This is a genomic window from Verrucomicrobium spinosum DSM 4136 = JCM 18804 (genome assembly GCF_000172155.1).
GTDB lineage: Bacteria > Verrucomicrobiota > Verrucomicrobiia > Verrucomicrobiales > Verrucomicrobiaceae > Verrucomicrobium > Verrucomicrobium spinosum.
Genome location: NZ_ABIZ01000001.1, coordinates 8094993 through 8118596 on the forward strand (window position 1 = coordinate 8094993; position 23604 = coordinate 8118596).

Annotated in this window: 10 protein-coding genes; 5 read left to right on the top strand and 5 right to left on the bottom strand. The window is 63.1% G+C overall.

Annotation, left to right across the window (positions count from 1 at the left end; translation table 11 throughout):
- Positions 1 to 222 precede the first annotated feature (222 nt).
- Positions 223 to 3396, top strand: a complete 3174-nt coding sequence (locus VSP_RS40440) for an autotransporter outer membrane beta-barrel domain-containing protein (protein WP_009966043.1) — start codon at positions 223 to 225, stop codon at positions 3394 to 3396.
- Between the two features lie 267 nt (positions 3397 to 3663).
- Here VSP_RS40440 and VSP_RS32625 read toward each other — a convergent pair whose 3' ends face one another.
- The 3 genes from VSP_RS32625 to VSP_RS43885 form a co-directional block, all read right to left on the bottom strand.
- Positions 3664 to 4899 carry an inner membrane CreD family protein gene (locus VSP_RS32625; protein WP_009966044.1) on the bottom strand — a complete coding sequence of 412 codons (1236 nt, stop codon included), beginning with the start codon at positions 4897 to 4899 and terminating at the stop codon, positions 3664 to 3666.
- Between the two features lie 77 nt (positions 4900 to 4976).
- Positions 4977 to 6752 (bottom strand): hypothetical protein, encoded by a 1776-nt coding sequence (locus VSP_RS41810; protein WP_156346424.1) that lies wholly within the window; start codon positions 6750 to 6752, stop codon positions 4977 to 4979.
- Between the two features lie 518 nt (positions 6753 to 7270).
- Positions 7271 to 7486: an addiction module protein gene (locus VSP_RS43885; protein ID WP_156346425.1), complete on the bottom strand. Its 216-nt coding sequence runs from the start codon at positions 7484 to 7486 to the stop codon at positions 7271 to 7273.
- Positions 7487 to 7739: 253 nt separating this feature from the next.
- On the opposite strand from VSP_RS43885, the gene uvrA reads away from it, so the two are divergent.
- A complete protein-coding gene (gene uvrA, locus VSP_RS32650; RefSeq protein WP_009966053.1) occupies positions 7740 to 13355 on the top strand; it encodes an excinuclease ABC subunit UvrA in 5616 nt (1871 codons plus the stop codon).
- A 1253-nt stretch (positions 13356 to 14608) separates the two neighbouring features.
- Here uvrA and VSP_RS38575 read toward each other — a convergent pair.
- A complete protein-coding gene (locus tag VSP_RS38575; RefSeq protein ID WP_009966054.1) occupies positions 14609 to 15550 on the bottom strand; it encodes a LysR family transcriptional regulator in 942 nt (313 codons plus the stop codon).
- 104 nt (positions 15551 to 15654) lie between these two features.
- On the opposite strand from VSP_RS38575, the gene VSP_RS38580 reads away from it, so the two are divergent.
- Both VSP_RS38580 and VSP_RS32665 read left to right on the top strand, forming a co-directional pair.
- Positions 15655 to 16827: an HlyD family secretion protein gene (locus tag VSP_RS38580; RefSeq protein ID WP_009966055.1), complete on the top strand. Its 1173-nt coding sequence runs from the start codon at positions 15655 to 15657 to the stop codon at positions 16825 to 16827.
- A 76-nt stretch (positions 16828 to 16903) separates the two neighbouring features.
- Positions 16904 to 18502 carry a DHA2 family efflux MFS transporter permease subunit gene (locus VSP_RS32665; protein ID WP_009966056.1) on the top strand — a complete coding sequence of 533 codons (1599 nt, stop codon included), beginning with the start codon at positions 16904 to 16906 and terminating at the stop codon, positions 18500 to 18502.
- Between the two features lie 431 nt (positions 18503 to 18933).
- On the opposite strand, the gene VSP_RS32670 is transcribed toward VSP_RS32665, so the two are convergent.
- A complete protein-coding gene (locus VSP_RS32670; protein WP_009966058.1) occupies positions 18934 to 19410 on the bottom strand; it encodes a hypothetical protein in 477 nt (158 codons plus the stop codon).
- A gap of 458 nt (positions 19411 to 19868) precedes the next feature.
- Between VSP_RS32670 and VSP_RS40445 the strand changes: the two genes are divergently transcribed.
- Positions 19869 to 22661, top strand: coding sequence for a serine/threonine protein kinase (locus VSP_RS40445; protein ID WP_009966060.1), 2793 nt, complete (start codon positions 19869 to 19871; stop codon positions 22659 to 22661).
- The last annotated feature ends 943 nt before the right edge of the window (positions 22662 to 23604 follow it).

Consider the following 23604-nt stretch of genomic DNA (forward strand, 5'->3'; position numbering starts at 1 on the left):
GTGCTCCCATACCGAGCTAAAGCTCTGCACTACTTTCAACTGCCAACTGCGCGGGCAACTCTCAGGTCTGATGTCCGGCGTCTGGTGTCTTCTCGACCTGCGGCGCATGCTTCACCGCCAGATCTTCACCGACATGGATGCGACGGAATCGTCACCCGTCCCCGCTTTCACGTCTGGGGAGGCCGGAGTTAGGAACGAGGTTCATCCTCAAACCATCCTCCCATGAAGCACTCCCGTTTACTACAGAGACTCGCGGCCACCTCCCTGGCGGCCCTGCCTCTGCACTCCGGCCTGGCAGCCGATTTCACCGTCCCCTCCAGCCCGACGGACAACTCTGCCAAGACGCTCACCACCGGCAACACGGGCACCGTACAGGCTGGAGGCACGCTTTCCGTCAGCGGCAGCACGACCGCCGTCAACATCACCGGCTCCGGCACAGTCAATGTGGTGAACAGCGGCAGCATCTTGCAAACAGGCACGGGGCGGGCCATCGACAACACCGGCAGCGGCAACTCCGGCACGCGCATCATCACCAACAACGCCGGCGCCCTGATCCAGACGGCGGACGCGGACACGATTCGCATCAATCGCGGGGACAGCAATGTCACGATCAACAACTACGGCACGGTGCGATCCAACAACGCCAGCAAGGGTGGCAGCCAGGCGCTGGACCTTGCCGCGATCACCACCGGCAGCAATACGGTCAACAACTACCTCGGGGGCTTGTTTGAGGCCACCGCCGCAGACGCGATCCGCCCGGGCGTGAACGGGGTGGTCAACAACTGGGGAGCCATCAGCGCGCTCCCCGCAATGGAAATGGACGGCCTGCTCCGGGTCGTCTCCGGTAGCGACGGGATCGACGCGCAGGCCAACACTGGCATCAAAGTTTACAACTACGGCACTGTCTCCGGCCGCCACGGCATCACCGGTGAAGACGGCGGCAGTGGTTTCAACATCACGGTCACCAACTATGCCGGTGCAGTGATCCAGGGCGTGAACGGTTCAGGCATCAACATCGATGAGAGCAGTTCCTCCGCCATCATCACCAACTACGGCTCCATCATCGGGAACTATGACAGCACCAAGTACGATGTGGGCGACGGCGATGGCGTGGACGTGGACGGCACGGTGACACTCATCAACTACGGTGCCATCCGCGGCGTCAACGCGGGCGGCCTGAACGACGGTTCCCTCAACAACTCCGAAGGCGTCTCCATCGGCGGCGGCACCATTGTCAACCACGTGGGTGCGGAAATCACCGGTGAAAACAATGCGGCGACGCCTTCCGTGGGCAACGGCATTCTGGTGGATGACTCCAACGGCAGCAATGCGTTTGCAGCAACGAGCATCACCAACAGCGGCCTGATCCAGGGCAAGAGCGGCTTTGGCATCAAGATCATCGGCACCTTCGCCGACACCCTCATCAACAACGCGACGGGATTGATCAAAGGGGCCGGTGATGTGACGACCGTCCAGATGGGCGGCGGGGCCGACCTCATGACCAACCGTGGCACCGTCATCAGCATGAGCGGCAATGCCATCGATCTGGGCGAGGGCGATGACTCGCTCTTCATCCTCGGCGGAGAAGCGGCCATCGTGGGCGATGTCCACGGCGGTACAGGAGCCAACACTCTGGTGATCAACCCCGGCGCGGGCGGACGCTTTGTCTTCAACCACTCCTTCTACGACTTCCAGAATGCGCAGTTCCAGGGCGGCACCACGGTGCTCAACGGCACGAGCTTCCTGGCTGGCACCACGTCTGTCACCGGCGGCAGCCTGCTGGTGAACGGCAACCTCATGACGCCCCAGGTCAATGTCTCCCGCGGGGCCCTGCTGGGTGGCAACGGCTACATCTCCGGCAATGTGCACAACGCTGGCACCGTGAGCCCCGGCAACTCCATCGGCCACCTCACGATTGGCGGAAACTACACCCAGACTTCCGGCGGCACGCTGCTCATTGAAGTGGCCGGCCCAGGGCGCTATGACCGCCTCACTGTGCACGGCACCGCGCATCTGGACGGCACGCTCCGCATTGCGGCGCTGAACAAGCATGTGTCCTTTGGCGACCAGTACCCCTTCCTCCACGCGGGCAAGATCACGGGCCGCTTTGATCGCATTGTCATGCCGAATCCCGGCGTGCTGCGTGGTCGCTTCCTGACCGAAGGGGGCACCGGCATCCTGCTCGTGGCTCCGGCCAGCTACACCCTCGTGGCCCAGACGCCCAACCAGACCCGCCTCGCACTTGCGCTGGATCACTGGATCGGCACCGAGCACGGCGACATCGGCGAAGTCACCCTCGCCCTGGATGTCCTGCGCGCCGATCAATATCCCGCCGCGTTTGAAGCCATCCTGCCCACCTACTATGACGGCGCGCTCCGCACCGGCATTGAGCTCAGCCACAATCACGGCCAGCTCCTCCACCAGCAGCTCAGCGCCCGCCGCCTCGGCCAGCGCGCCCTGGCGGGCGAGGCAGCTCCCGCCCCCGCCCCAACCGTTGGTTCCAAGAACCCGAAAGCTGTGCAGAAGGTCGCGGCTCCAGTCCAGCCTCCCGTGGGTGATGACGCCCGGTGGAATGCCTGGGTGCAAGGCAGCGGCCTCTTCTCCAGCGGCGGCTTGAGCCTGACTCCCGGCGAAGACTTTGAGAGCGGCACCATCCTGGTCGGTGCCGACTACGCCCTGAGCGAGCACTTCGCCCTCGGCCTCTTCGCCAGCTATCAGGAGGGCTGGGGCGACTACGCCAACGGCGGTGAGACCGACATCGAGTCCGTCCGCTTCGGCCTGTATGCCACCATCGACCATGAGGGTTTCTATGCCAACGCAGCGGTTGGCGGCGGCACCACGGACTACAGCATTGTGCGCCCCCTCTCATGGGCCTCCCTGGATCGCACCGCCCGGAGCAATCCGGATGCAGCAGAGTTCTTCTCCCTCATCGGCACCGGCTATGACTTACAGTTCGGCAACTTCACCGTGGGTCCTCAACTGAGCGCCCAATACACCCGCCTGGAGATGGACGGCGTGACGGAAACCGGTGCCGGCGTGCTGAACCTGGGCCTGGATGACTCCACCAGCGAAAGCTTCCGCACCTATCTGGGCGGTCGCCTCGCCTACACCATTCATGCGAGCGAGACCGTCGCCATCATCCCCGAACTGCGCGTGTTCTGGCAACATGAGTTCCTTCAGGACGATGAAACCCTGCACGCCCGCCTGGATGGTGGCCGCGGCCCCGGCTTTGAGTACCGCAACGCCAACGACGACCGCGATGCCGTATTCGTCGGGGCTGGCGTCGGCGTTCAAGTGGGCACGGAGCTCTACTTCAACGTGTACTACAACGCCGACTTCGGTCGCGGTGACGACGGCAATCACGCCGTGTCTGCGAGCATGAACTTCAAGTTCTAATCAAGAGCTCAATCCCAGGTCCACGCGCCCCGGCCTCCTTCGCAAGAGACCGGGGCGTTTTGCTTCTGTCGCGCGAGGCCCCTTCAAACCTCGCAGCTCCTGACTGAGGCAACCGGGGCGGTCGCCCGGCAACCCAGGATGGTTGGATGGGAGGTGGGCCCCTCTGGCATCCACTCCGGGAGGCAACACCTCGACTTCCCGATGAGGAATGCCCGTTCGCTCATGCCTGGTGTCTTTGTCTCCCGCAATGCAGGCCTGAACTTCTTGCTACACCGTTGGATTCGGATTCAACTTTGGCGGCAAGGGGGGCGCGGGCCGTGACTGCGGCGGACTTCCTGTGAACCCACCCAGCTTCTCCACCCAGTTCACCCGGGCGGTCAGCAGCATGAGCAGCGCCAGCGTCAGGATGGCTCCGATGGTGATGGTCAGCCCCGTGAGCCCGTCAAAGAAAAAGCTGTAGCTGAAGAGCACCATGTACACGGTCTGCGCGGCCAGGGCGACCCAGAACATCTTCCGCCCCGACACGGCTCCGACATAGGGGCAGACCAGCGCCAGCGACACGACGGCAGAGATGATGAAGCTCAGGTGCAGCGGCACCAGATCCACCAGGTAGGCAAACAGGAGCTGGAAAGCAAAGCAACCCGCCGCCAGGAAGAAGTAGTTCATGGGGTGCAGGTTGGCTCCATAAACCATGCCCACGATGAGCAGCACCGTGAAGAAGAACACGAGGGACACGGGGGCAAAGAACGCAATGCGCGAGGCCACCGGACCGGCATTGAGCACCTTGGGCATGTCCATGCCGATGGCGGGCGCGGAGAGCACATCCGGGTAGTCCCAGGTGAATAGCTTGTTGTTGACATCTCGATCCGTGGGGGAGCCGGTGCCCTTGGGGAAGTTGATTTCATTGAAGTTCGTCTGCATGACCAGGCTGAACTGCGCCACCCGCCCCGCCTGGGGGAACGCGTAGCCCCAGGTGTCCATGCCGCGCGTTTCATAGGTCACCTTCAGCGGCACCGCGCTGCGGGCGGGCACCACCACGGCCTCAGTCACCATCCCGCCGGAAGGCGTGGCCTGGCTGGCAGCGGCCCCGCCCAGGGTGAAGGAGAAGCGCTGGTAGCTGGCGTCACCCGAGGGCAGAGGAAACTGCACATAGAGCGTCTGGGACACCGGCGTGGGGTTGGAGAATTCATACTCGGCGGCAAAGTCGGCGCGATAGGTCCGGTGCCAGAGCAGGCCGCGTTTTTTGGGATCGTAGTCCAGCTTCACCGTCACCTTGCTGCGACTGGGCTGCAGGGTGACGCGCCCCTTGGCGCCGGTGGGGCTGAAGTAGAAGGCCGTGGGATGCGCCTGACGCATCTCCGGCCCCCAGACATCCGTCACATCGTCACCAAGCTGGCTGCCGGAACCGGACGTGCGGACCTGGAGGGTGCGCCCCAGCACGGCCCAGGCCGCGGCGGTGCAGAGGGTGATGGCCGCGATGGCCAGAATGCGTAAAGGGGTCATGGCAAGATGGGGTGAAAGGGCTGAATGGATTGGATGGATTGGATGAAACTACCTGGATGAAGACGGCCGGGACGCGCCTACTGGAGCAGGCCGCTCTTTTGATAGAAGAGCTGTGCCTGGGGCCGCTCATTCCGGCAGAGCTTGCGCACCAGCCGGACGGTGTGGGCGTTATTTCCCGATCCCCCATCCGTCGCAGGGGCCGCGTGCTCGATCCCCTCCCCCACGCCGCTGATCTGGTAGGTGTCTGGGATCTCCACCGACCACAGCACCTCCTGGATGAAGAGCGGGGTGAGCGGCAGTTCCAGGCTGGTCTGGCCTTCCACGGCATGGAGCTTTTCCTTGGTCTCAGTGTAGGAGAAGGCCACCTGGCTCTTCACCGTCTTGGAGCTGGTGCCGGTATAGGGCAGCGGCACCTCCACCACGCCGTTTTCCCGCACGATGGGCTTCACCGGGGCACCGTCCACGGAGCACTTGAGGAGGTTGCTCTTCTCGGGCAGCGCCACGCTCCAGCGCAGGGCTTCATCATGCTCGATCTCCACCGTCCCGGTCGTGAGCACAGCACCGTCTCCCACCAGTTTGGTCACATAGTCACTGCGGGTGATGACGCCCACGGCCGTCTCCAGCCGCGGCAAGACCCGGCTTTGCAGAGTGACAGCGCTGGCAGCCGTCACGGTGCCGAACTCGGGGGCCTTGGTCTCCGCGATCACCCAGCGGGGCAGCTTGTGGGCAGGGATGGGGCCTTGCAATCCCACGCCAGCGAACTCCACGCCTGGCGACAGGACAAACATGAAGAGGGACTTCACTTGGTCCTCTTTTTCCAACGAGGGCGCCCGCAGTGCCCACTCGGCGGCCATCGGCATTTGCTGCAGGGCATAGGAAACCGTGAGCTGGCGCTCCATGATGTCGCGCGTCTTCCATTTCAACCGGAGTTCCGTCAGGCCATTGGCGGTGCGGGCGGGACGACTGTCCACCAGATCGTCTCCCGTCACCTTCACGGAGCGCGCATTGGGCGGCAGCAGGAGCACGGCCTCCACGGCAGATCCATTGAGCGCGGAGGCATTGATGAGTGCCCGGTAGCAGAGCTCTCCTTCGCCCTCATAGACGAGCACCTCGTTTTGCAAGGCCCACTCGCTGGGCGTGAGCGGCGGTGGAGGCGGGGGCGGGGCCTCCTCCTTCGGAAGCAGCGCGGCATCCGTCAGGCTCAGCGTCACCGGACCACCGCGAGCCGGAAGGCTCAGCTTCATGACGCCCTCCTGGACCTGACCAGAGGCCGCACTGCCATCGCCCATCAGCACCGCCCGGCCCTCCGGCAGCCCGCGCAGCTCCAGGGAGCCCACCGCACTGGGCAGCGTGATCAGCCGCAGGAACGGAGCCCCGCCCGCCCCTGGCAGGGGTGTTTCCGCGAACTTCACTTTGATCGTCGCGGGCCCGGTTTGCGGTGCGACAAAGAGCAGGTTGTCCTCCACCACCGTGAGACGCGTGTCGGGCGGGTCCACGCTGGCCACCGTCAGCCCCGCACCCATCAGCGGGATGCGCTCCCACTTCCCGGCAAAGCTTTCCACTTTGAACTCAGCTTCCACCCCCACCTTACCCGAGGACAAGTCGGCGCGAAACAACGCGGCAAGCAACAAGCCCTCGGGCAATGGTTCTGGGGGAACAGGGGTTTTCGCCGCATGCGCCTCATCCCAGAGCTTCTTGAGCTCCGAGTAAGGGATGCGGACCTCCGCTTTATCCAGCGGAGAAGGAGATGCAGCCTGCCCGCCAGCTTCCTGGCCGAGTCCGGTCGCTTCTCCAAAGCTCATCAATCCAGAAGCGACCAGCAAAGGAAGCGCAAAAGCGGGTGGGCATTTCATGAGTGCATCCTCCCACCCCCACGTGAAACGTTGATGAACCGCTCATGAAAAGACGGTGAAATATCCAAGAAACGGCAGAGAAACTTTCGGGGTGGAGTTGGTATCGCCGGAGACCCCTGGGTTGTTCTGTTCCTGCCCCTCATCAGTAAAAGGAGTGAGGAACATTCTTGTCCTGGTCCCGGCCAAACGTCCCGTGAGGTGAAGTATCACCCTCACTTGCCACCACCTTGGGTTGTAGGTCATCCCGACGTGTCGGGATTGCTCCTGCAATCCAACACTCGATGTATCAAGACTCCCCCATCGTCATCGATCTTATAGTAGATCGCAAAAGGGAATCGCTTCGAGAGCAGTCGGTAGTGTCCGAAGATCTTACGCTGAAGCCCCTTGTAGAGAATCAGAGATTCAATATCTGAAGAAAGGCAGTCCTCAAAGTATCGGCCCCAAACCGGCTTCCTGGAACTCATAAAAGTCTCGGCCATCTTCAAGGTCTCGGATAGCCGACTCGGAGATTCTGACGGTCATTTGCCAGCAGAGAGTCTCGCTTTTGCTTGTTCCCAAGTATAGACAGCTTCACTGCCAGCGGCGATCCGCGCTTCTGTTTCCCTCAACGCGGGCCCATGCCAAGATGGGGATTCCAGTTCCTGATCCTGTCTGGAAAGATCTGTCCAGAGCGCTTCCATCAACCTCAGCTTGTCAGCACGTGGAAGTTCAAGGGCCATTTCTTCAACGCTCATTCTGCCAGATAACACAACTTGGGAGGTTCTCAACAGGCGATCCTTCCACTGCCGTTCCCTTCCGCGGGGTATCCCCCACCCTGCCCAACATCATCTCCCCTTGCGCCGCCGCCAATCCCGGCTAAAGGCACCACAGGTGGTCAAATAAACACCAGTCCGATGCACCCGACCGCCGCTGGCGCACGAATCGGATTGGCTGGATCTTGTCCCCCGCCCTTCTCTTTTCCGCACGCCCGCCTGCCTCGCGACCACCATGTCCACCCGCAAGAAAAAAGCCGCTTCCGCCCCTGCCGAGCCTTCTCCCGCTGCTGCACCGACTGATGCCTTCATCCACATCCGGGGTGTGCGGCAGAACAACCTGAAGGGCTTCGACCTGGACCTCCCTCTGGGCAAGCTGAACGTGATCACCGGCCCCAGTGGCTCCGGGAAATCCTCCCTGGCCTTCGACACCATCTACGCGGAAGGCCAGCGCCGGTATGTGGAGACCTTCTCGCCGTACACGCGCCAGTTCTTCGAGCGCATGGACAAGCCGAATGTGGACGCCATCCACGGCATCCCGCCGGCCATCGCCATTGAGCAGGTCAACAACATCCGCTCCACCCGGTCCACCGTCGGCACCATCACGGAGATCAACGACTACCTGAAGATGCTCTTCCCGCGCCTGGCCGTGGGCGAGTGTCCGGAGTGCCACCGCCCGGTTCGCCCAGAGACACCGGAAAGCATCCTCCATGCGTTGTTGCACGCCCACACGGGCAAGACCGCCCTCCTCCTCTTTGGCGTGCCTGTGCCCGCGGACACAGCGGTGGAGGACTTCTTCAGCTTCCTCCAGGCTCAGGGCTATGTGCGTGTGCTGCTCTATGGCGAGGTGTTCCGCACAGACGAGCCCCAGAATCTCAAGGGCCGCAAGCTGCCCGCGATGGTGCATGTGGTGCAGGATCGTATGGTCCTGGAACCCGCCAACAAACCCCGTCTGACTGAAGCCATCGAGGTGGCACTGCGTCACGGCAAGGGGCAGGTGAGCATCTCGCTCACTGGCACTGGCAAAGACGCTCCTGCCAAGCCGGAGATGCTGAGCTTTTCCACCGACTGGCGGTGCGCCGACTGCGACTTCAAGCTGCCAGAGCCCACGCCAGGGCTGTTCAGCTTCAACAACCCCATCGGTGCCTGCCCCAGTTGCCGTGGCTTTGGCCGCACCCTGGGGCTCGACTTGGGCAAGGCGATGCCGGATGAGACGCTGAGCATCCGGGGCGGGCTGGTGCGCGCCTTTCAAGGTGACACCTACAGCGAGTGCCAGGACGACCTGGAGCGATGCGCCAAGGCCGCGAAGGTGAACATCAACACGCCCTTCAACGAGCTGCCCGTGCCGCAGCAGCGCTGGCTCATCGAAGGCGACAACAGCGACCCTGAAGAGGCCCACCGCAATGGCGAATGGTACGGCGTGCGCGGGTTCTTCAAGTGGCAGGAGAGCCGCGCCTACAAGATGCACGTTCGCGTCTTCCTGAGCCGTTACCGTGCCTACACGGAATGCGAGTCCTGCGGAGGCGGGCGTCTGAAGAAAGAGGCCGCGTACTTCCGCGTGGGCGGGAAGTCGCTGGCGGAGTTCTGGAAGACGCCAGTGAGCGATCTCTCCCCCTTCATTCAAGGGTTGGAGGTCCCGGAGGGTGATCGCGCGGTGAAGATGCTGCGGGATGAAATCGTCTCCCGCCTGAGCTACATGGAGCGCGCCGGCCTGGGGTATCTGGACCTGGACCGCCAGACGCGCACCCTGAGCGGCGGGGAGCTGCAGCGCGTGAACCTCACCACCTGCCTGGGTGCCTCGCTCGTGAACACGCTCTTTGTCCTGGATGAGCCGAGCATCGGGCTCCATCCGCGGGACATCGGCCGCCTCATCGGGGTGATGGAAGGCCTGCGGGATAAAGGAAACACCCTGCTCGTGGTGGAGCACGAAGAGGCCGTCATGCATGCGGCGGACAACCTCGTCGAGATCGGGCCTGGCCGCGGCGAGAAAGGGGGCGAGCTCGTCTTTCACGGCCCGCTGACCGCCCTGCAGGACACGCCAGGCACGCTGACGGGAGATTATCTCTTTGGCCGCAAGAGCATCCCCGTGCCTGCCAAACGCCGCCCGGTGAAGAAGGGCCAGTCCCTGCGCATCGTGGGTGCCCGGCAGCACAACCTCAAGAATGTGAGCGTGGACGTGCCCCTGGGCCTGATGTGTTGCGTCACGGGCGTGAGCGGCAGCGGCAAGAGCACGCTGGTGCATGACGTGCTCTACCGCAACCTGCTCCGCCAGCGCGGGGAGGTGATCGAGGACGAGCCCGGCAAGGTGAAAGCCATCGAAGGCGGCGACAAGGTCGGCCAGGTGGTGATGGTGGATCAGAGCCCGCTGGCCCGCACCCCGCGAAGCACGCCAGCCGTGTACGTGGGTGCCTTTGACCAGATCCGTCAGCTCTTTGCCGATACGGAGGATGCCAAGACGGAAGGCGTCACCGCCGGATTCTTCAGCTTCAACAGCGGAGACGGCCGCTGCGAGCGCTGCTGGGGCAACGGCTTCGAGAAGATCGAGATGCAGTTCCTCAGCGACCTGTACGTGACCTGTCCGGAGTGCGAGGGGAAACGCTACCAGCCGCATGCGCTCAGACTCAGGCTTCGAGGAAAAAACATTCACGAGGTGCTGAGCCTCACGGTTGAGGAGGCGGCGGAGTTCTTCGGCGCACTGGAGTCGCGCCGGGCGAAGGCCGTGGTCGCCTCCATGAACATGCTGGTGGAGGCGGGCCTGGGCTACCTCCGGCTCGGCCAGCCGCTCAACACCCTGAGCGGCGGGGAGGCGCAACGGCTCAAGCTCATCGGCCACCTGCTGGACACCCAGGGCATGGCCGAGAGTGACGATCCAAAGGGTAAAACCCTCTTCCTGCTCGATGAGCCCACCACAGGGTTGCATTTCGACGACATCGCCCTCTTGCTCAAGCTGCTGCAGCGGCTCGCTCAAGAAGGGCACAGCATCCTGGTGATCGAGCACAACATGGAAGTCATCAAGTGCGCGGACTGGGTCATCGACCTGGGTCCGGAAGCCGGGGCGACCGGTGGCCATGTGGTCGTGACGGGCACGCCAGAGACGGTCGCGGCCTGCGACGCCTCCTGGACCGGGCGATATCTCGGTGAGGTGCTGGAGGGCTCCGGGGCCGCCGCCAGACGTGCCGCCTCCCTCAAGGAAGCCTCCCCCAGATATGGAAGTACGACCGTGGAGGCTGCGCCCAACACCATCGCGATCCGCGGGGCCCGGGAGCACAACCTCAAGAACTTCAACCTCGACATCCCGCGCGACAAGATGGTCGTGGTCACAGGTCTGAGCGGTTCTGGGAAATCCTCCCTGGCCTTCGACCTCGTCTTTGCCGAGGGTCAGCGCCGCTTCCTGGACAGCATGTCTGTCTATGCCCGCACCTTTGTGGAGCAGATGGAGAAGCCGGATGTAGATCTTATAACCGGCGTGCCGCCCACCGTCGCGATCGAGCAGCGCGTCTCCCGCGGCAGCGGGAAGAGCACCGTGGCCACCGTCACCGAGGTCTATCACTTCCTGCGGCTCCTCTATTCCAAGGTGGGCACCCAGTTCTGCCCGAACTGCAACGTGGCCGTGGAGAAGCAGAGCGTGGCGGCAATCGTCCGCTCCGTGGAGACCATGGCCGCCAAGGGCAAGGTGCACATCCTGGCCCCGCTCGTGAAGGCCCGGAAGGGCTTCCACACGGATGTGGCGGAGTTTGCCGCCAAACAGGGCATCACCACCCTGCTGGTGGACGGTCAGTTCAAGGAAACCGCCGGATTCAAACGCCTGGAGCGGTTCAAGGAGCATACTATCGACGCCGTGCTCGCCCAGGTGGACAAGAAATCCGCCGCCACGGCTCTGCGCCCGATGATCGAAAAGGCCCTCAAGATGGGCAAGGGCACGATCAAGGTGCTGCTGGCGGACAAGTCCACCCACGTGCTCAACACGGAGATGAGCTGCCCGCAGTGCGGCATGTCCTTTGAGGAGCTGGATCCACGCCTCTTCTCCTTCAACAGCCCCCACGGCTGGTGCCGCGACTGCCGTGGCTTCGGCTTCCGCCCCGCCACGGAGAACCTGGATCACCGGCGCGACGACGTCTCTCTGCTGGAGGCGGAGATGGAGGAGGAGCGCAAGTTCGCCAGCGAGGAGCACGCCCTCGTCCCCTGTGAGTCCTGCCACGGCAGCCGCCTCAACCCGGTGGCCCGTGCCGTGGAGGTGAAGGGGGTGCGCATGGAGCAGATCGTCTGCCTCTCTGCCGAACGCGCCGGGGAGCTTGCCAGCCAGTTCAAATTCGCAGGCATCCAGTCAGAGATCGCGCGGGACATCATGAAGGAGATCACCCAGCGGCTCCGCTTCATGCATGAAGTGGGCCTGGGGTATCTGCAGCTCAACCGCAGCGCCGACACCCTGAGCGGCGGCGAGGCACAGCGCATCCGCCTGGCGTCCCAGCTGGGCTCAAACCTGCGCGGCGTGCTCTATGTCCTGGACGAGCCCACCATCGGGCTCCATCCGCGTGACAACGAGAACCTGCTCAACACCCTGCTGGCCCTGCGGGATAAAGGAAACTCCCTGCTCATCGTGGAGCACGATGACGAGACCATGAAGCGGGCGGACACCATCATCGACCTCGGACCGGGTGCCGGGCGCTTTGGCGGGGAGATCACCGCCATGGGCACGCTGGAGGACATCCGGTCCAATCCGGCCTCGGCCACCGGCCGCGCCCTCAAGGATGTCATGAAGCACCCGCTGCACGGGCAGCGGCGCAAGCTCCCGGCCCGGAACTCCCCCACCGGCTGGCTCCGGCTCAAGGGGGCCACCGCCAACAACCTGCGGAATGTGGATGTAGCCCTGCCCTTCAGCCGCCTTTCTGTCATCACCGGCGTGAGCGGCAGCGGCAAGAGCTCCCTCATCCGCGGCTGTCTGCACCCCGCCGTGCAGGCCGTGATTTCCAAAACCAAACAGAAGAAGAATGAGGAGCGCACCTGGAAGGAGGTGCTGAACGCCGACCAGATCGCCGCCGTGTACGAGGTGGACCAGTCCCCCATCGGCAAGAGCTCGCGCTCCTGCCCGGCCACCTATGTGGGCGTCCTGGACGACATCCGCAAGCTCTTCGCCCAAGTGCCGCTGGCCCGTGCCCGTGGCTATGAGGCGGGGCGTTTCTCCTTCAACACCGAGGGCGGACGCTGCGAGACCTGCCAGGGCAACGGGGAGATCAAGGTGGAGATGAACTTCCTCCCCACCACCCGCGTGCACTGCGAAGTCTGCCACGGCCTGCGCTTCAACGCCGCCACCATGGAGGTCGAGTTCAACAGCAAGCACATCGGCGAGGTGCTGCGCATGAGCATTGCCGAGGCTGCGGACTTCTTTGCCAGCATCCCGCGCATTGCCCGCCCGCTGCAACTGCTCGCCGACACCGGCCTGGGCTACCTGCAACTGGGGCAACCCAGCCCGACCCTGAGCGGCGGCGAAGCCCAGCGCTTGAAGCTCGTAACCGAACTCAACGCCGGTCAGGGCCGCACCGTCACCGAGAAGATGCGCGGCCTGAAGACCGACAAGCGCAACCTCTACATCATCGAGGAGCCCACCATCGGCCTCCACGCCCACGATGTGCGCCGCCTCATCGAGGTGCTGCACCGCCTCGTGGACGAAGGACACACCGTGGTCGTCATCGAGCACCACCTCGACGTCATTGCCGAAGCGGACTACCTCGTGGACATCGGCCCCGAGGCTGGCGAACGCGGCGGCAAGGTCATCGCCCTGGGCACCCCGGAAGAAGTGGCCAAGGTGAAAGGGAGCTGGACCGGCAAGTTCCTGAAGCCCGTGCTGGGGTAAGGGGCTGCGGGGCGGGGCGGGGCGGTCCGTAAAAGGAGTCCAGAGCTTCAGCTCGTTGTTGTTCGTGCTGGAACACACGACTTTGCTCCCCCTGCAACATGAATGAGCTCTAAGTATTCTGCTCCGTAGCACCTGTAACACCCTTTTTCCAAGTTACGCCAAAAAAAGACCCTCTCTCTATCTCGGTGAACTGCTAAAAAGGGTGTTACAGGTGCTACGGTGTGCCGGAAAAGGGCGTCTGCGACCTTCGCCTTCTCGGTACATCAACCAAGCTCCGACCGACGCTGTAGGGCAAGCGCCCCGCTTGCCGCGCGCCACCCCTGACCGAGACAACCGAAGCGGTCGCCCTACAACCCAAGGTGGTTGAATCCGGGGCCGGAAACAGAACACCCAAAGACCTTCGCACACCCAGCCCCACCCCTGACGCTGTAGGGCAAGCGCCCCGCTTGCCGCGCGCCACACCTGACCGAGGCAACCGAAGCGGTCGCCCTACAGACCCAGGGTGGTTGAATCCGGGGTCGGGAACAGAGCACCCAAAGACCTTCGCACACCCAACCCACCCCGGACACCCTGTAGGGCAAGCGCCCCGCTTGCCGCGCGCCACCCCTGATGAGGCAACCGAAGCGGTCGCCCTACAGACCCAGGGTGGTTGGATCCGGGGTCGGGAACAGAGCACCCAAAGACCTTCGCACACCCAACCCACCCCGGACACCCTGTAGGGCAAGCGCCCCGCTTGCCGCGCGCCACACCTGACTCAGGCAACCGAGGCGGTCGCCCTACAACCCAATCCGGGGCCGGAAACAGAACACCCAAAGACCTTCGCACACCCAGCCCCACCCCTGACGCTGTAGGGCAAGCGCCCCGCTTGCCGCGCGCCACACCTGACCGAGGCAACCGAAGCGGTCGCCCTACAACCCAAGGTGGTTGAATCCGGGGCCGGAAACAGAACACCCAAAGACCTTCGCACACCCAGCCCCACCCCTGACGCTGTAGGGCAAGCGCCCCGCTTGCCGCGCGCCACACCTGACGCCGCAGACCTCATCACGCCCAAAATCACGCCCAAACAAACCTCCCACGCTGCCTCCCTCCGCTCCCACAACCGACGGGGACCGTCGGACTACGCCGCACGCGGCAGCTGAACGTAGTGCCAGGCTTTAGCCTGGCGTCGTTGGCGCTCGTCAGCGCGACTGAACAGGCTGAAGCCTGTGACTACATTGTCCTGCACCTGACGCCGCCCCTTCAAATCCCACTCCCTAGTGCGGCCCAATCACGCTTCCATTGCTCTCCAGGATCGCCTGCACGGTCACCGCCTCTTCTGTGACGATGGCGAGAAACCGATCCCGCAATACGGAGGGAAACCGGTCATCGTACAGCGCATACAGCTCATACCGCAGACCACGGTCTGCGACGGGCACGGTGATGCATCCCGGTGAACTCATGCGTTCGGCGATCTTCGGGATCAATGCCACCCCGCTACCGGCTGCCACCAGGGTGACCAGATTGTCCGGGCTGGAGGCGGCTGGACCGAAGCGCGGGAGAAAGCCCGACTTCCGGCAGACCTCCTGGCTCCAGATCCGCTGGGCGTCCGTGCCGAACATGGTGATGGGCACAAACGTCTCATCTTGCAGGGCATTGAGCCGGATGCTCTTCTGCGAAGCCAGCGGGTGCCCCGTGGACATCACCACGGCCAGGGGGCTTTTCAAGATCAGTTGGGCGGCGAGCTTCTTCCCCGCGGCCAGGCTGGGGAACGGAGCGGGCACAAAGCCGAGATGCACGCGTCCCGAAGCGACCTGGGTGAGCTGATCCGAGGCGGACATCTCCGTGATATTGACCTTGGCAGCGGGCAGTTCCGCATGCAGCCGCGTCAGGCAGGCAGGCAGAAAGTTGAAGGTCAGCGGCCCCATCGAGGCGACTCGCAACTCACCGGATTTCCCTTCTGCAGCCTCCCTTGCCCGTGCCACCGCCTTGTCCGCCCGCGCCAGCACCTGTCGGGCCTCTTTGAGGAACACCGTCCCGGCATCTGTCAGCGCCACGCGGTTGCGATCACGCTCCAGCAGTTGAAATCCCAAGTCGTCCTCCAGATTCCGGATCTGCGCACTCAGGGAGGGCTGCGCCAGCCGGAGTCGCGTGGCCGCCCTGCTGAAACTCAGGGCTTCCGCCACTGCGACGAAGTAACGCAAATGCCGGAGTTCCATAGAATGAGCTTATAGGTTTTTCCTATCACGCGCAAAGGAAACAAGTCATGTCCAGGGGTACGGCAGTGATGGAGATTTCGGGTGCAACCCCAGACCCTTTTCCTATGAGCAGTCGAGTCATCAGCCTCAATGAGCTTCCCAAGCGGGGCTTTTCTCCGGCCCCCAATGTGGAGCACAACGGAGCGGCCGCCCCGCAAACCACGACCCCGGCGGAATCGGAGCCCAGGCCGCCTCAATCCACCGGCCACCGCAGCCGCAAGCCCCTCTTGATCGGGCTGCCGATCCTGCTGGTGGTGGCGACCACCGTGGGCTTCTGGCTGCACTACGCCGCCCAGTTTGTGGAAACCGACAACGCCTTCATCGAGGCGGACGTGCACCCCGTGAGCAGCCGCGTGGCGGGCAACATCCAGAGCGTGCTGGTGGAGGACAACCAGAAGGTCGAGGCCGGGCAACCCCTCGCCCAGCTCGATCCCCGGGACTACGAGATGAAGCTCCAGTCTGCCCGCACCGCGCTGGAACAAGCCGCCGCCCAGGTGCCCCAGGCAGAAGCCGCCCTCGCCCAAGCGCAGGCGATCAGCGCCCAGACGGAAGCCCAGGTCAACGCCAGCGCCGCCCAGTTGGAGAAGTATCGGCTGGACTTCGATCGCGCTCAGAAGCTGCGCAACCTCACCGGCAAGGCCATCTCAGACCAGGACTTCGACGCCACCAAGGCTGCCTACGTGGCCGCCCAGGCCAGCCACGCCTCCACCCAAGCCGCCCGTCAGGCTGGCGAAGCTGGTGTAAAAACGGCAGAAGCCAACCTCGCTGTGGCCAGGGCGGGCCAGCACCACGCCCAGGCCGCCGTCTCCGATGCCGAACTGCAACTCTCCTACACCACGGTCCGCGCTCCTGCCGCCGGCACGGTGGGCAAGCGCACCCTCCAGGTGGGTCAGCAGATTCAACCCGGCCAGGCCCTGCTGGCGGTTGTTTCCCCAGACCACTGGCTGGTGGCCAACTTCAAGGAAAACCAGCTCGCCACCATGAAGGCTGGCCAGCCGGTTGAGATCAAGATCGATGCCATCAAAGGCCAGCGCTTCGAAGGCCGGGTGGAGAGCTTTGCCCCCGGCACCGGTGCCAAGTTCAGCCTGCTGCCTCCTGACAACGCCACAGGCAACTTCACCAAGATCGTGCAACGCGTGCCGGTGAAGATCACCTTCGATCACAACGCCAACACTGAGGCCAACCACGACCGCATCACTCCCGGCCTCTCCGCCATCGCCACCGTGAAGGTCAAGTAAACCAGCATCTCCCAGTGCCGCCACCCGGTGCTGAAAACTGAAAACTTTAACCTGAAAACTCCGGACACTTCCCGCCATGAACGCGACCGCCACCCTGCCCCAGACAGGCGCACGTGACTCCACGAACCCCGGAACGTCACTGCGCAACTGGATTGCCGTGCTGGGCGCCCTGCTCGGCGCGTTCATGGCGGTGCTCGACATCCAGATCTCCAACTCCTCCCTGCAAAACATCACGGGCGGCATCGGAGCCACGCTGGAGGAGGGCTCCTGGATCTCCATCGCCTACCTGGTGCCGGAGATCATCGTCATTCCCCTCTGCGGCTGGCTGGCCCAGGTCTTCGGTTTGCGCCGCTACCTCATGTGGAACAGCGTGCTCTTCCTCGTCTTTTCCATGTGCTGTGGTTTTGCCTGGAACCTGGAGAGCATGATCGCCTTCCGCGCCTTTCAGGGGTTCACCGGCGGAGCCCTCATTCCCATGGCCTCCACCATGGTCATGATCATGCTCCCCGCAGAGAAGCAGCCGGTGGGCTTCGCGCTCTTCGGCCTCTCCGCCATGTTCGCCCCGGCCATCGGACCCAGCATCGGCGGGTGGATCACAGAGAACTACTCCTGGCCCTGGATCTTCTACCTCAACCTGGTACCGGGCATCATCCTCATCAGCGCCATCGGCTACGGCCTGAACTCCACTCCGGCCAAGCTGGACCTGCTGAAGAAAGGCGACTGGTGGGGCATCGCCTTCATGGCCGTGGGTCTGGGTTCCCTCACGGTGTTTCTGGAGGAAGGCACCCGCAAGGACTGGTTCGGCTCCGAGTTCATCACCACCCTGGCGATCATCGCCGCCATCACGCTCCCAGTGTTTGTCATCCTCTCCCTCATCAAGCGGAAGCGCACTCCCGCCGTCAATCTCAGACTCTTCTCCCGCCGCAACTTCCTCCTCGGCTGCATCGTGAACCTCGTGGTGGGCCTCTGCCTGTATGGCATGATGTACCTGCTGCCGCTGTACCTGGCCCAGATTCAAGGGTATAACGCGCTGGAGATCGGTCGCACCCTCATGTGGGTGGGCCTGCCCCAGCTCGTGGTCATGCCTTTCATCCCCAAGATCATGCAGTGGGTGGACAAGCGTGTGGTGGTGGCTTTCGGACTCGGCATGTTCGGACTCAGCGCCCTGCTCATGAGCAGCATGAGCGCGGACACCGGTCACGACCAGCTCATCATGCCCCAGATCATCCGCGCCATCGGCCTGACCTGCACCATCGTCCCGCTCTCCCTCATCACCACCGGCGGCATCGAGTCCGAACAAGCTGCCAGCGCCTCCGGCCTGTTCAACATGCTGCGCAACCTCGGCGGGTCCATCGGCATCGCCCTGCTGTCCGCGCTGCTCACGAACCGGGAACACTTCCACTCCCATCACCTGGGCGAGGCCATCAGCACCTACAACCCGCTCACCAATGAGCGGCTCACCGCCATGGCCCAGAATTTCATGAACCAGGGGCTGGACGCCGTGACCGCCCAGTCCCGCGCCCTGGGGCTGCTGGATCTCGGCGTTCGCAAACAGGCCTACATCATGGCCTACAACGACAGCTTTCACATCGCCTCCCTCCTGCTGTTTGCGATGATCCCGCTGATCTTCCTGACGCGGAAGGCAACCGGACCTGCGCCAGCAGGAGCGCATTGAAGTGGAGACCAAAGACTTGAGGTCTGGGGGTAGCAGGAAACTGTCTTGAGTACAGCCTGCTCGGGCCATCTACAGTGCACTGAAGCAAACTAAAGTTTGAACTACCAACAAAGCCCCAGCACAGAGGGCTGTTGGGAGCTGTTCGTAGTTCAAACTTTAGTTTGCTGTTCGACTGACGAGCTAAAGCTCTGGACTACTTTGATCCGCCTCACAGTCAGCCAAAGAGCGTGATGGGACATGCCTGACGTTGCAGTCCTCATCACGCTCAAGCTTTCAAGCCCACATCATCCCTCCGTTGCCAAAGCCGGTTGGCACAACCGGACGACTCCGTATGCGGGATCGGCATTGTTAGTGCACCAATACGCTGACCAACTCTGCTCCGCCCCCTGACCTCAAGTCGTCTGGCAGTCTTCTGTCTCCCGCGCAGCGGGTCACGGCTTCTTCTGTTTCACGCCCACGTTGAGCTTGAGCAATTGATCATCTCCCTTCTCCACCTTCTTGATCAGGCCTCCCACCCAGTGGCCGGTTTTCACATCGCTGACCTTGGCAGCCTTGTCGCCGTCCACGATCTCCGTGTCCTTGCTCAACACAAAGGTCCGGTTGGGTTTATCCACCCCGCCCTTGATGACCAGCGTGGTGGCATTGATCGAGACCACCTCGCCGTAGAGAGGATAGGTATCCCTCTTCGGTTTGGCATCCTTCTCGGCAGCAGCTGTCGGCGTCGTCTTGGTGGCGGGAGCTGTCGCCGCCCCTTTTTGTTCCGCAGCGGCAGGGCTGCACAGCACCAAGCCCGCGGCAAAAATCGCCGCCGACCATTTCATGGAGTGTTTCATGCGTTTATCCGGTTGTTTGTACCGGTGAATTTGAGTGTACCGCAGCGGCGTCTGGAGTGACAGAGTTTTTTCCATGCCTGGGGAGGGGTGCCCCGCCTGACCCGCCTGTTGGCATTCTTGGGCTCGTAGATGCTCACACTTCAGCCTCTCTTGAAAAAAAGTATCAACCGGACATCCCGAGCCCCCCCTCCAACGGTGAGGCAGGCGAAAAGCCAGGCTGCAACTCAGGCACGGCCCCTTCGTCTTCACCTCGTCATGCTGCTGGTTTTGTGAGTGAACATTCTGGCGGCGGAGATACCGCTCCATCACCTCGCAAATTTGTATCAACAGGACATCAGAGCGGCCGGGGAGATTCGACAAACGGCTCCAGGAGTTTTTTCCCCGCTTAACATGGACCAAATTGCGCGACATCGTGCCTAACTTGGGGTTGAATAAAAGGGCGCTGCCCGGTAGCCACGGTATAGCCCACATCCTTTTGGCATTTGTCCGTTCTTTGCCGAAGCCTTAGCTTTCCCCAGCATCAAAACCATTTCATGTCCGGTTCTTCCATTCCAAGTCCCGCTCCCAGTGGACCACACTGGAGCGCCCCCTCACCATCTGCCCTGCAGCAGACGTTGCATGGATACGAAGTGCTGGAACTCATTGGACAGGGAGGGATGGGGGCCGTGTACAAGGCCCGGCAGAATTCGCTGGACCGGCTGGTGGCCATCAAGGTGCTCCCCTCTGGCCGCTGGGAGGACGAGGCGGAGTATGCCCAGCGTTTCCGCAATGAAGCCCGGCTCATGGCGAGACTCATGCACCCGGGGATGATCGCAGTCTTCGACTTCGGCGAGATGCCAGGCGGGCTGCTCTACATCGTCATGGAGTTCGTGGAAGGCACAGATGTCTCCAAGATGCTCCTCCAGACAGGGCGGCTGGAACCCGTGCATGCGATCTCCATCGCCGCGCATGTCTGCGACACGCTCAGCTACGCCCACGAGCACGGCATCGTGCATCGCGACATCAAGCCCGCGAATGTCATGGTGGACATGGAGGGCAGGGTAAAGGTGGCCGACTTTGGTCTGGCCAAACACTCCACCCAAGACGGGGACGAAACCCACAGCACCATGACCATGGGCACACCGGACTACGTGGCCCCAGAGTCCCTGGTGATGGGCGTAGTCGCAGATGGCCGCGCCGACCTCTACTCCCTGGGCGTGATGCTGTATGAAATGCTCACCGGCCAGGTGCCCCGCGGGCTGCACCCCGCGCCCAGTGAGGTGGTGCCCGGTCTGGACAAGCGCCTGGACGCCATCGTGAAGCGGGCCATGCAGCATGAGCCCGGGGCCCGGTATCAGAAGGCGGCAGACTTCCGCAAAGACCTCAATCACATCCTCACCGTCCCCGTGGCCAAGGCGCAGGGTGCCAGACCCGCCCCCTTCCGCGCGAGTGCCGAGCAGGCCGCAGCGGCGGCGGCCCGCACCAAGCCCAAGAGCAGCTCGCTCCCGTGGGCTGTACTCACCGTGGGAGTGCTCGCGGCCGGAGCAGCAGGATTCTACTATTTGAAAGACTGGAAGGGTAAAAATGGACTGCTCGAAGAGGGCAGCAAGGCACCTCCCAAGCATCCGGGCACCAGTCCCTCTGCATCACAGAACGGCACCCCCACGGCGACAGCCGCTGCAACGCTGGAGGGCGCGTCTTCGCCAGCACCGACGATCCCTTCCGAGGTGGCACAACGCCTTGCCGCGCTGGAAACGCAATTTCAGAGTGCGGTGCAGCGCGATGTGATCCAGATCAAAGAAGCTGCGCTGCGGGACCTTAACAGCAAGTTCCTGGCCGCCCTTGATCGGACTATGATCAACGCCGCAGCAGGCACGGCCACGCCGCAAGAGATCGCCGCGCTCAATGCCGAAAAAAAACGGGTCTCTCAAAACCAGCCGCTTCCAAATGAAGACGGCCCCGAAATCTCCAGCGGGCTCAAGGACCTACGCCGGATCTATCGGACGACCTCGGGCCAGATTGAATCCGACGCCGACAAGGCCCAGCGCACCTTGTCCCAAAAGTATGACAACGTGCTGGCGGCTTATGAACAGGAGCTGGTCCGGACCGGACAGGAAGCAGCTGCGGGCGAGGTGCGGCGGCGGCGCGAGATCGTGCGAGCCAGCCTGAGCCGACGGGAGCCATCAGCGGCCCCCGCCCCGGCCAGTACTGCACCTGTCACGCCTGACGCTGCCGCTCCGGCAAGCCCCGCCCCCGTCACGCCCACACTCGGTGGAGAAGAGGGGAAGCTCAAGCAATACCTCAACGACACCGTCTGGCGCTGGCGCAGCCAGAGTGATGAAGCCATTGAACTCCAAGCCGGGGGCAAGGTCGTCTGCCCCTCCTGGGATGAGCAAAATCTGGGGGTGCAGTGGCAGGTGCTCGGCAGACGACATGTGCTCTTCAAAATCACTGGACGCTCCACCAACACCGAAGCGCACCTCCATTTCGCCGAGGACCTCACCACCTATTCCGGCACCGATTTCAGTGGGCGTCCGTTCCGCGTCAATGGATCACGCATTCCCGTCGTCCAGGCCACGCAGGCGTTCCTGGATCGCGAAGAACGGATGATCGGCCGCATCACGTTTCCAGCCGGGGACTATCGTCCCAAGAAGCATCTCATTCTGGGTGGACCCGATCCCGTGGACCCCAAAGCCAAGGCCGCCGGCCGGTTCTTCACCCTCCCAGGTGCCCGAATCACCGGCGGCTCCGCCTTCATTGAAAGGGGATCCTGGACAGCCACTGGCACGCTCTTCACCAACGTGAAGATCACCGCAGAATGGGGTGCCGATTTCACAGCCACGAACTCCCTCTTCTCCAACTGCCGGCTGGGGAAAGGAGGCGACTGGTTTGGAGACTACTTCTCCAGCAAGTGGACCTTCGACAACTGTGTGTTTGCCGGTTCTTTCATCCAACCCTGGAAGGTCATCGACATCGGCATCAAGCTGAACCAGTGCACGTTTCATGAGATCGACTTCACCCCTCTGATCTACCAGAAGGATGCGGGAGACGAAGTGAAGCGCTCGTGGTTGTCCATCGAGAACTGCCTCTTCGTCAACTGCCGCATTCCCGAGAGCGTGCTCATCGCCACTAAGAACTGCGTGTTTGCACGCTGCTTCTTCGGGGCTCCAGAACCCGAGCTTCGCATCAAGACACCGGTGAAGACGACGATCTACACCGACGACCTCAACACGCCTGTCACCGGCCCCAACCGGCAAATTGAGGTTCTAGATGCCGACCGCATTCCGCAACCTGCCGGAGCGAACCTTCAATACGGCAAGAACGGATTGACGTTGAGTTTTCAGTGAGGGGAGGAAGGAGGCGAGATCGCATGGGATGCCGCACATCCAATGGCCCTCGCTCACCCAACCCACCCTGACGCTGTAGGGCAAGCGCCCCGCTTGCCACGCCCCACCCCTGATGAGGCAACCGAAGCGGTCGCCCTACAACCCAAGGTGGATGAATCCGGGGTCGGGAACAGAACACCCAGAGACCTTCGCACACCCAACCCACCCCTGACGCTGTAGGGCAAGCGCCCCGCTTGCCACGCGCCACCCCTGATGAGGCAACCGAGGCGGTCGCCCTACAGACCCAGGGTGGTTGGATCCGGGGTCGGGAACAGAACACCCAGAGACCTTCGCACACCCAACCCACCCCTGACGCTGTAGGGCAAGCGCCCCGCTTGCCACGCCCCACCCCTGATGAGGCAACCGAGGCGGTCGCCCTACAACCCAGGGTGGTTGAATCCGAGGTCGGAAACAGAACACCCAAAGACCTTCGCACACCCAACCAGCCCCTGACGCCCTGTAGGGCAAGCGCCCCGCTTGCCACGCCCCACCCCTGACTGAGGCAACCGAAGCGGTCGCCCTACAGACCCAGGATGGTTGAATCCGGGGTCGGGAACAGCACCCCCAAAGACCTTCGCACACCCAACCCACCCCTGACGCTGTAGGGCAAGCGCCCCACTTGCCACGCGCCACCCCTGATGAGGCAACCGAGGCGGTCGCCCTACAACCCAGGGTGGTTGGATCCGAGGTCAGGAACAGAACCCCCAAAGACCTTCGCTCACCCAACCCCGCCCCGGACACCCTGTAGGGCAAGCGCCCCGCTTGCCACGCGCCACCCCTGACTGAGGCAACCGAGGCGGTCGCCCTACAACCCAGGGTGGTTGAATCTGCGGCCGGGAACAGAACACCCAAAGACCTTCGCACACCCAACCCGCCCCGGACGCCCTGTAGGGCAAGCGCCCCG

What these genes read in the sequence shown, in the direction of transcription:
- VSP_RS40440 (WP_009966043.1), top strand. Translation starts at nt 223, where the DNA reads ATGAAGCACTCCCGTTTACTACAGAGACTCGCGGCCACCTCCCTGGCG.
- VSP_RS40445 (WP_009966060.1), top strand. Translation starts at nt 19,869, where the DNA reads ATGTCCGGTTCTTCCATTCCAAGTCCCGCTCCCAGTGGACCACACTGG.
- VSP_RS41810 (WP_156346424.1), bottom strand. Translation starts at nt 6,752, where the DNA reads ATGAAATGCCCACCCGCTTTTGCGCTTCCTTTGCTGGTCGCTTCTGGA.
- VSP_RS32665 (WP_009966056.1), top strand. Translation starts at nt 16,904, where the DNA reads ATGAACGCGACCGCCACCCTGCCCCAGACAGGCGCACGTGACTCCACG.
- VSP_RS43885 (WP_156346425.1), bottom strand. Translation starts at nt 7,486, where the DNA reads ATGAGCGTTGAAGAAATGGCCCTTGAACTTCCACGTGCTGACAAGCTG.
- VSP_RS38580 (WP_009966055.1), top strand. Translation starts at nt 15,655, where the DNA reads ATGAGCAGTCGAGTCATCAGCCTCAATGAGCTTCCCAAGCGGGGCTTT.
- VSP_RS32670 (WP_009966058.1), bottom strand. Translation starts at nt 19,410, where the DNA reads ATGGAAAAAACTCTGTCACTCCAGACGCCGCTGCGGTACACTCAAATT.
- VSP_RS32625 (WP_009966044.1), bottom strand. Translation starts at nt 4,899, where the DNA reads ATGACCCCTTTACGCATTCTGGCCATCGCGGCCATCACCCTCTGCACC.
- VSP_RS38575 (WP_009966054.1), bottom strand. Translation starts at nt 15,550, where the DNA reads ATGGAACTCCGGCATTTGCGTTACTTCGTCGCAGTGGCGGAAGCCCTG.
- uvrA (WP_009966053.1), top strand. Translation starts at nt 7,740, where the DNA reads ATGTCCACCCGCAAGAAAAAAGCCGCTTCCGCCCCTGCCGAGCCTTCT.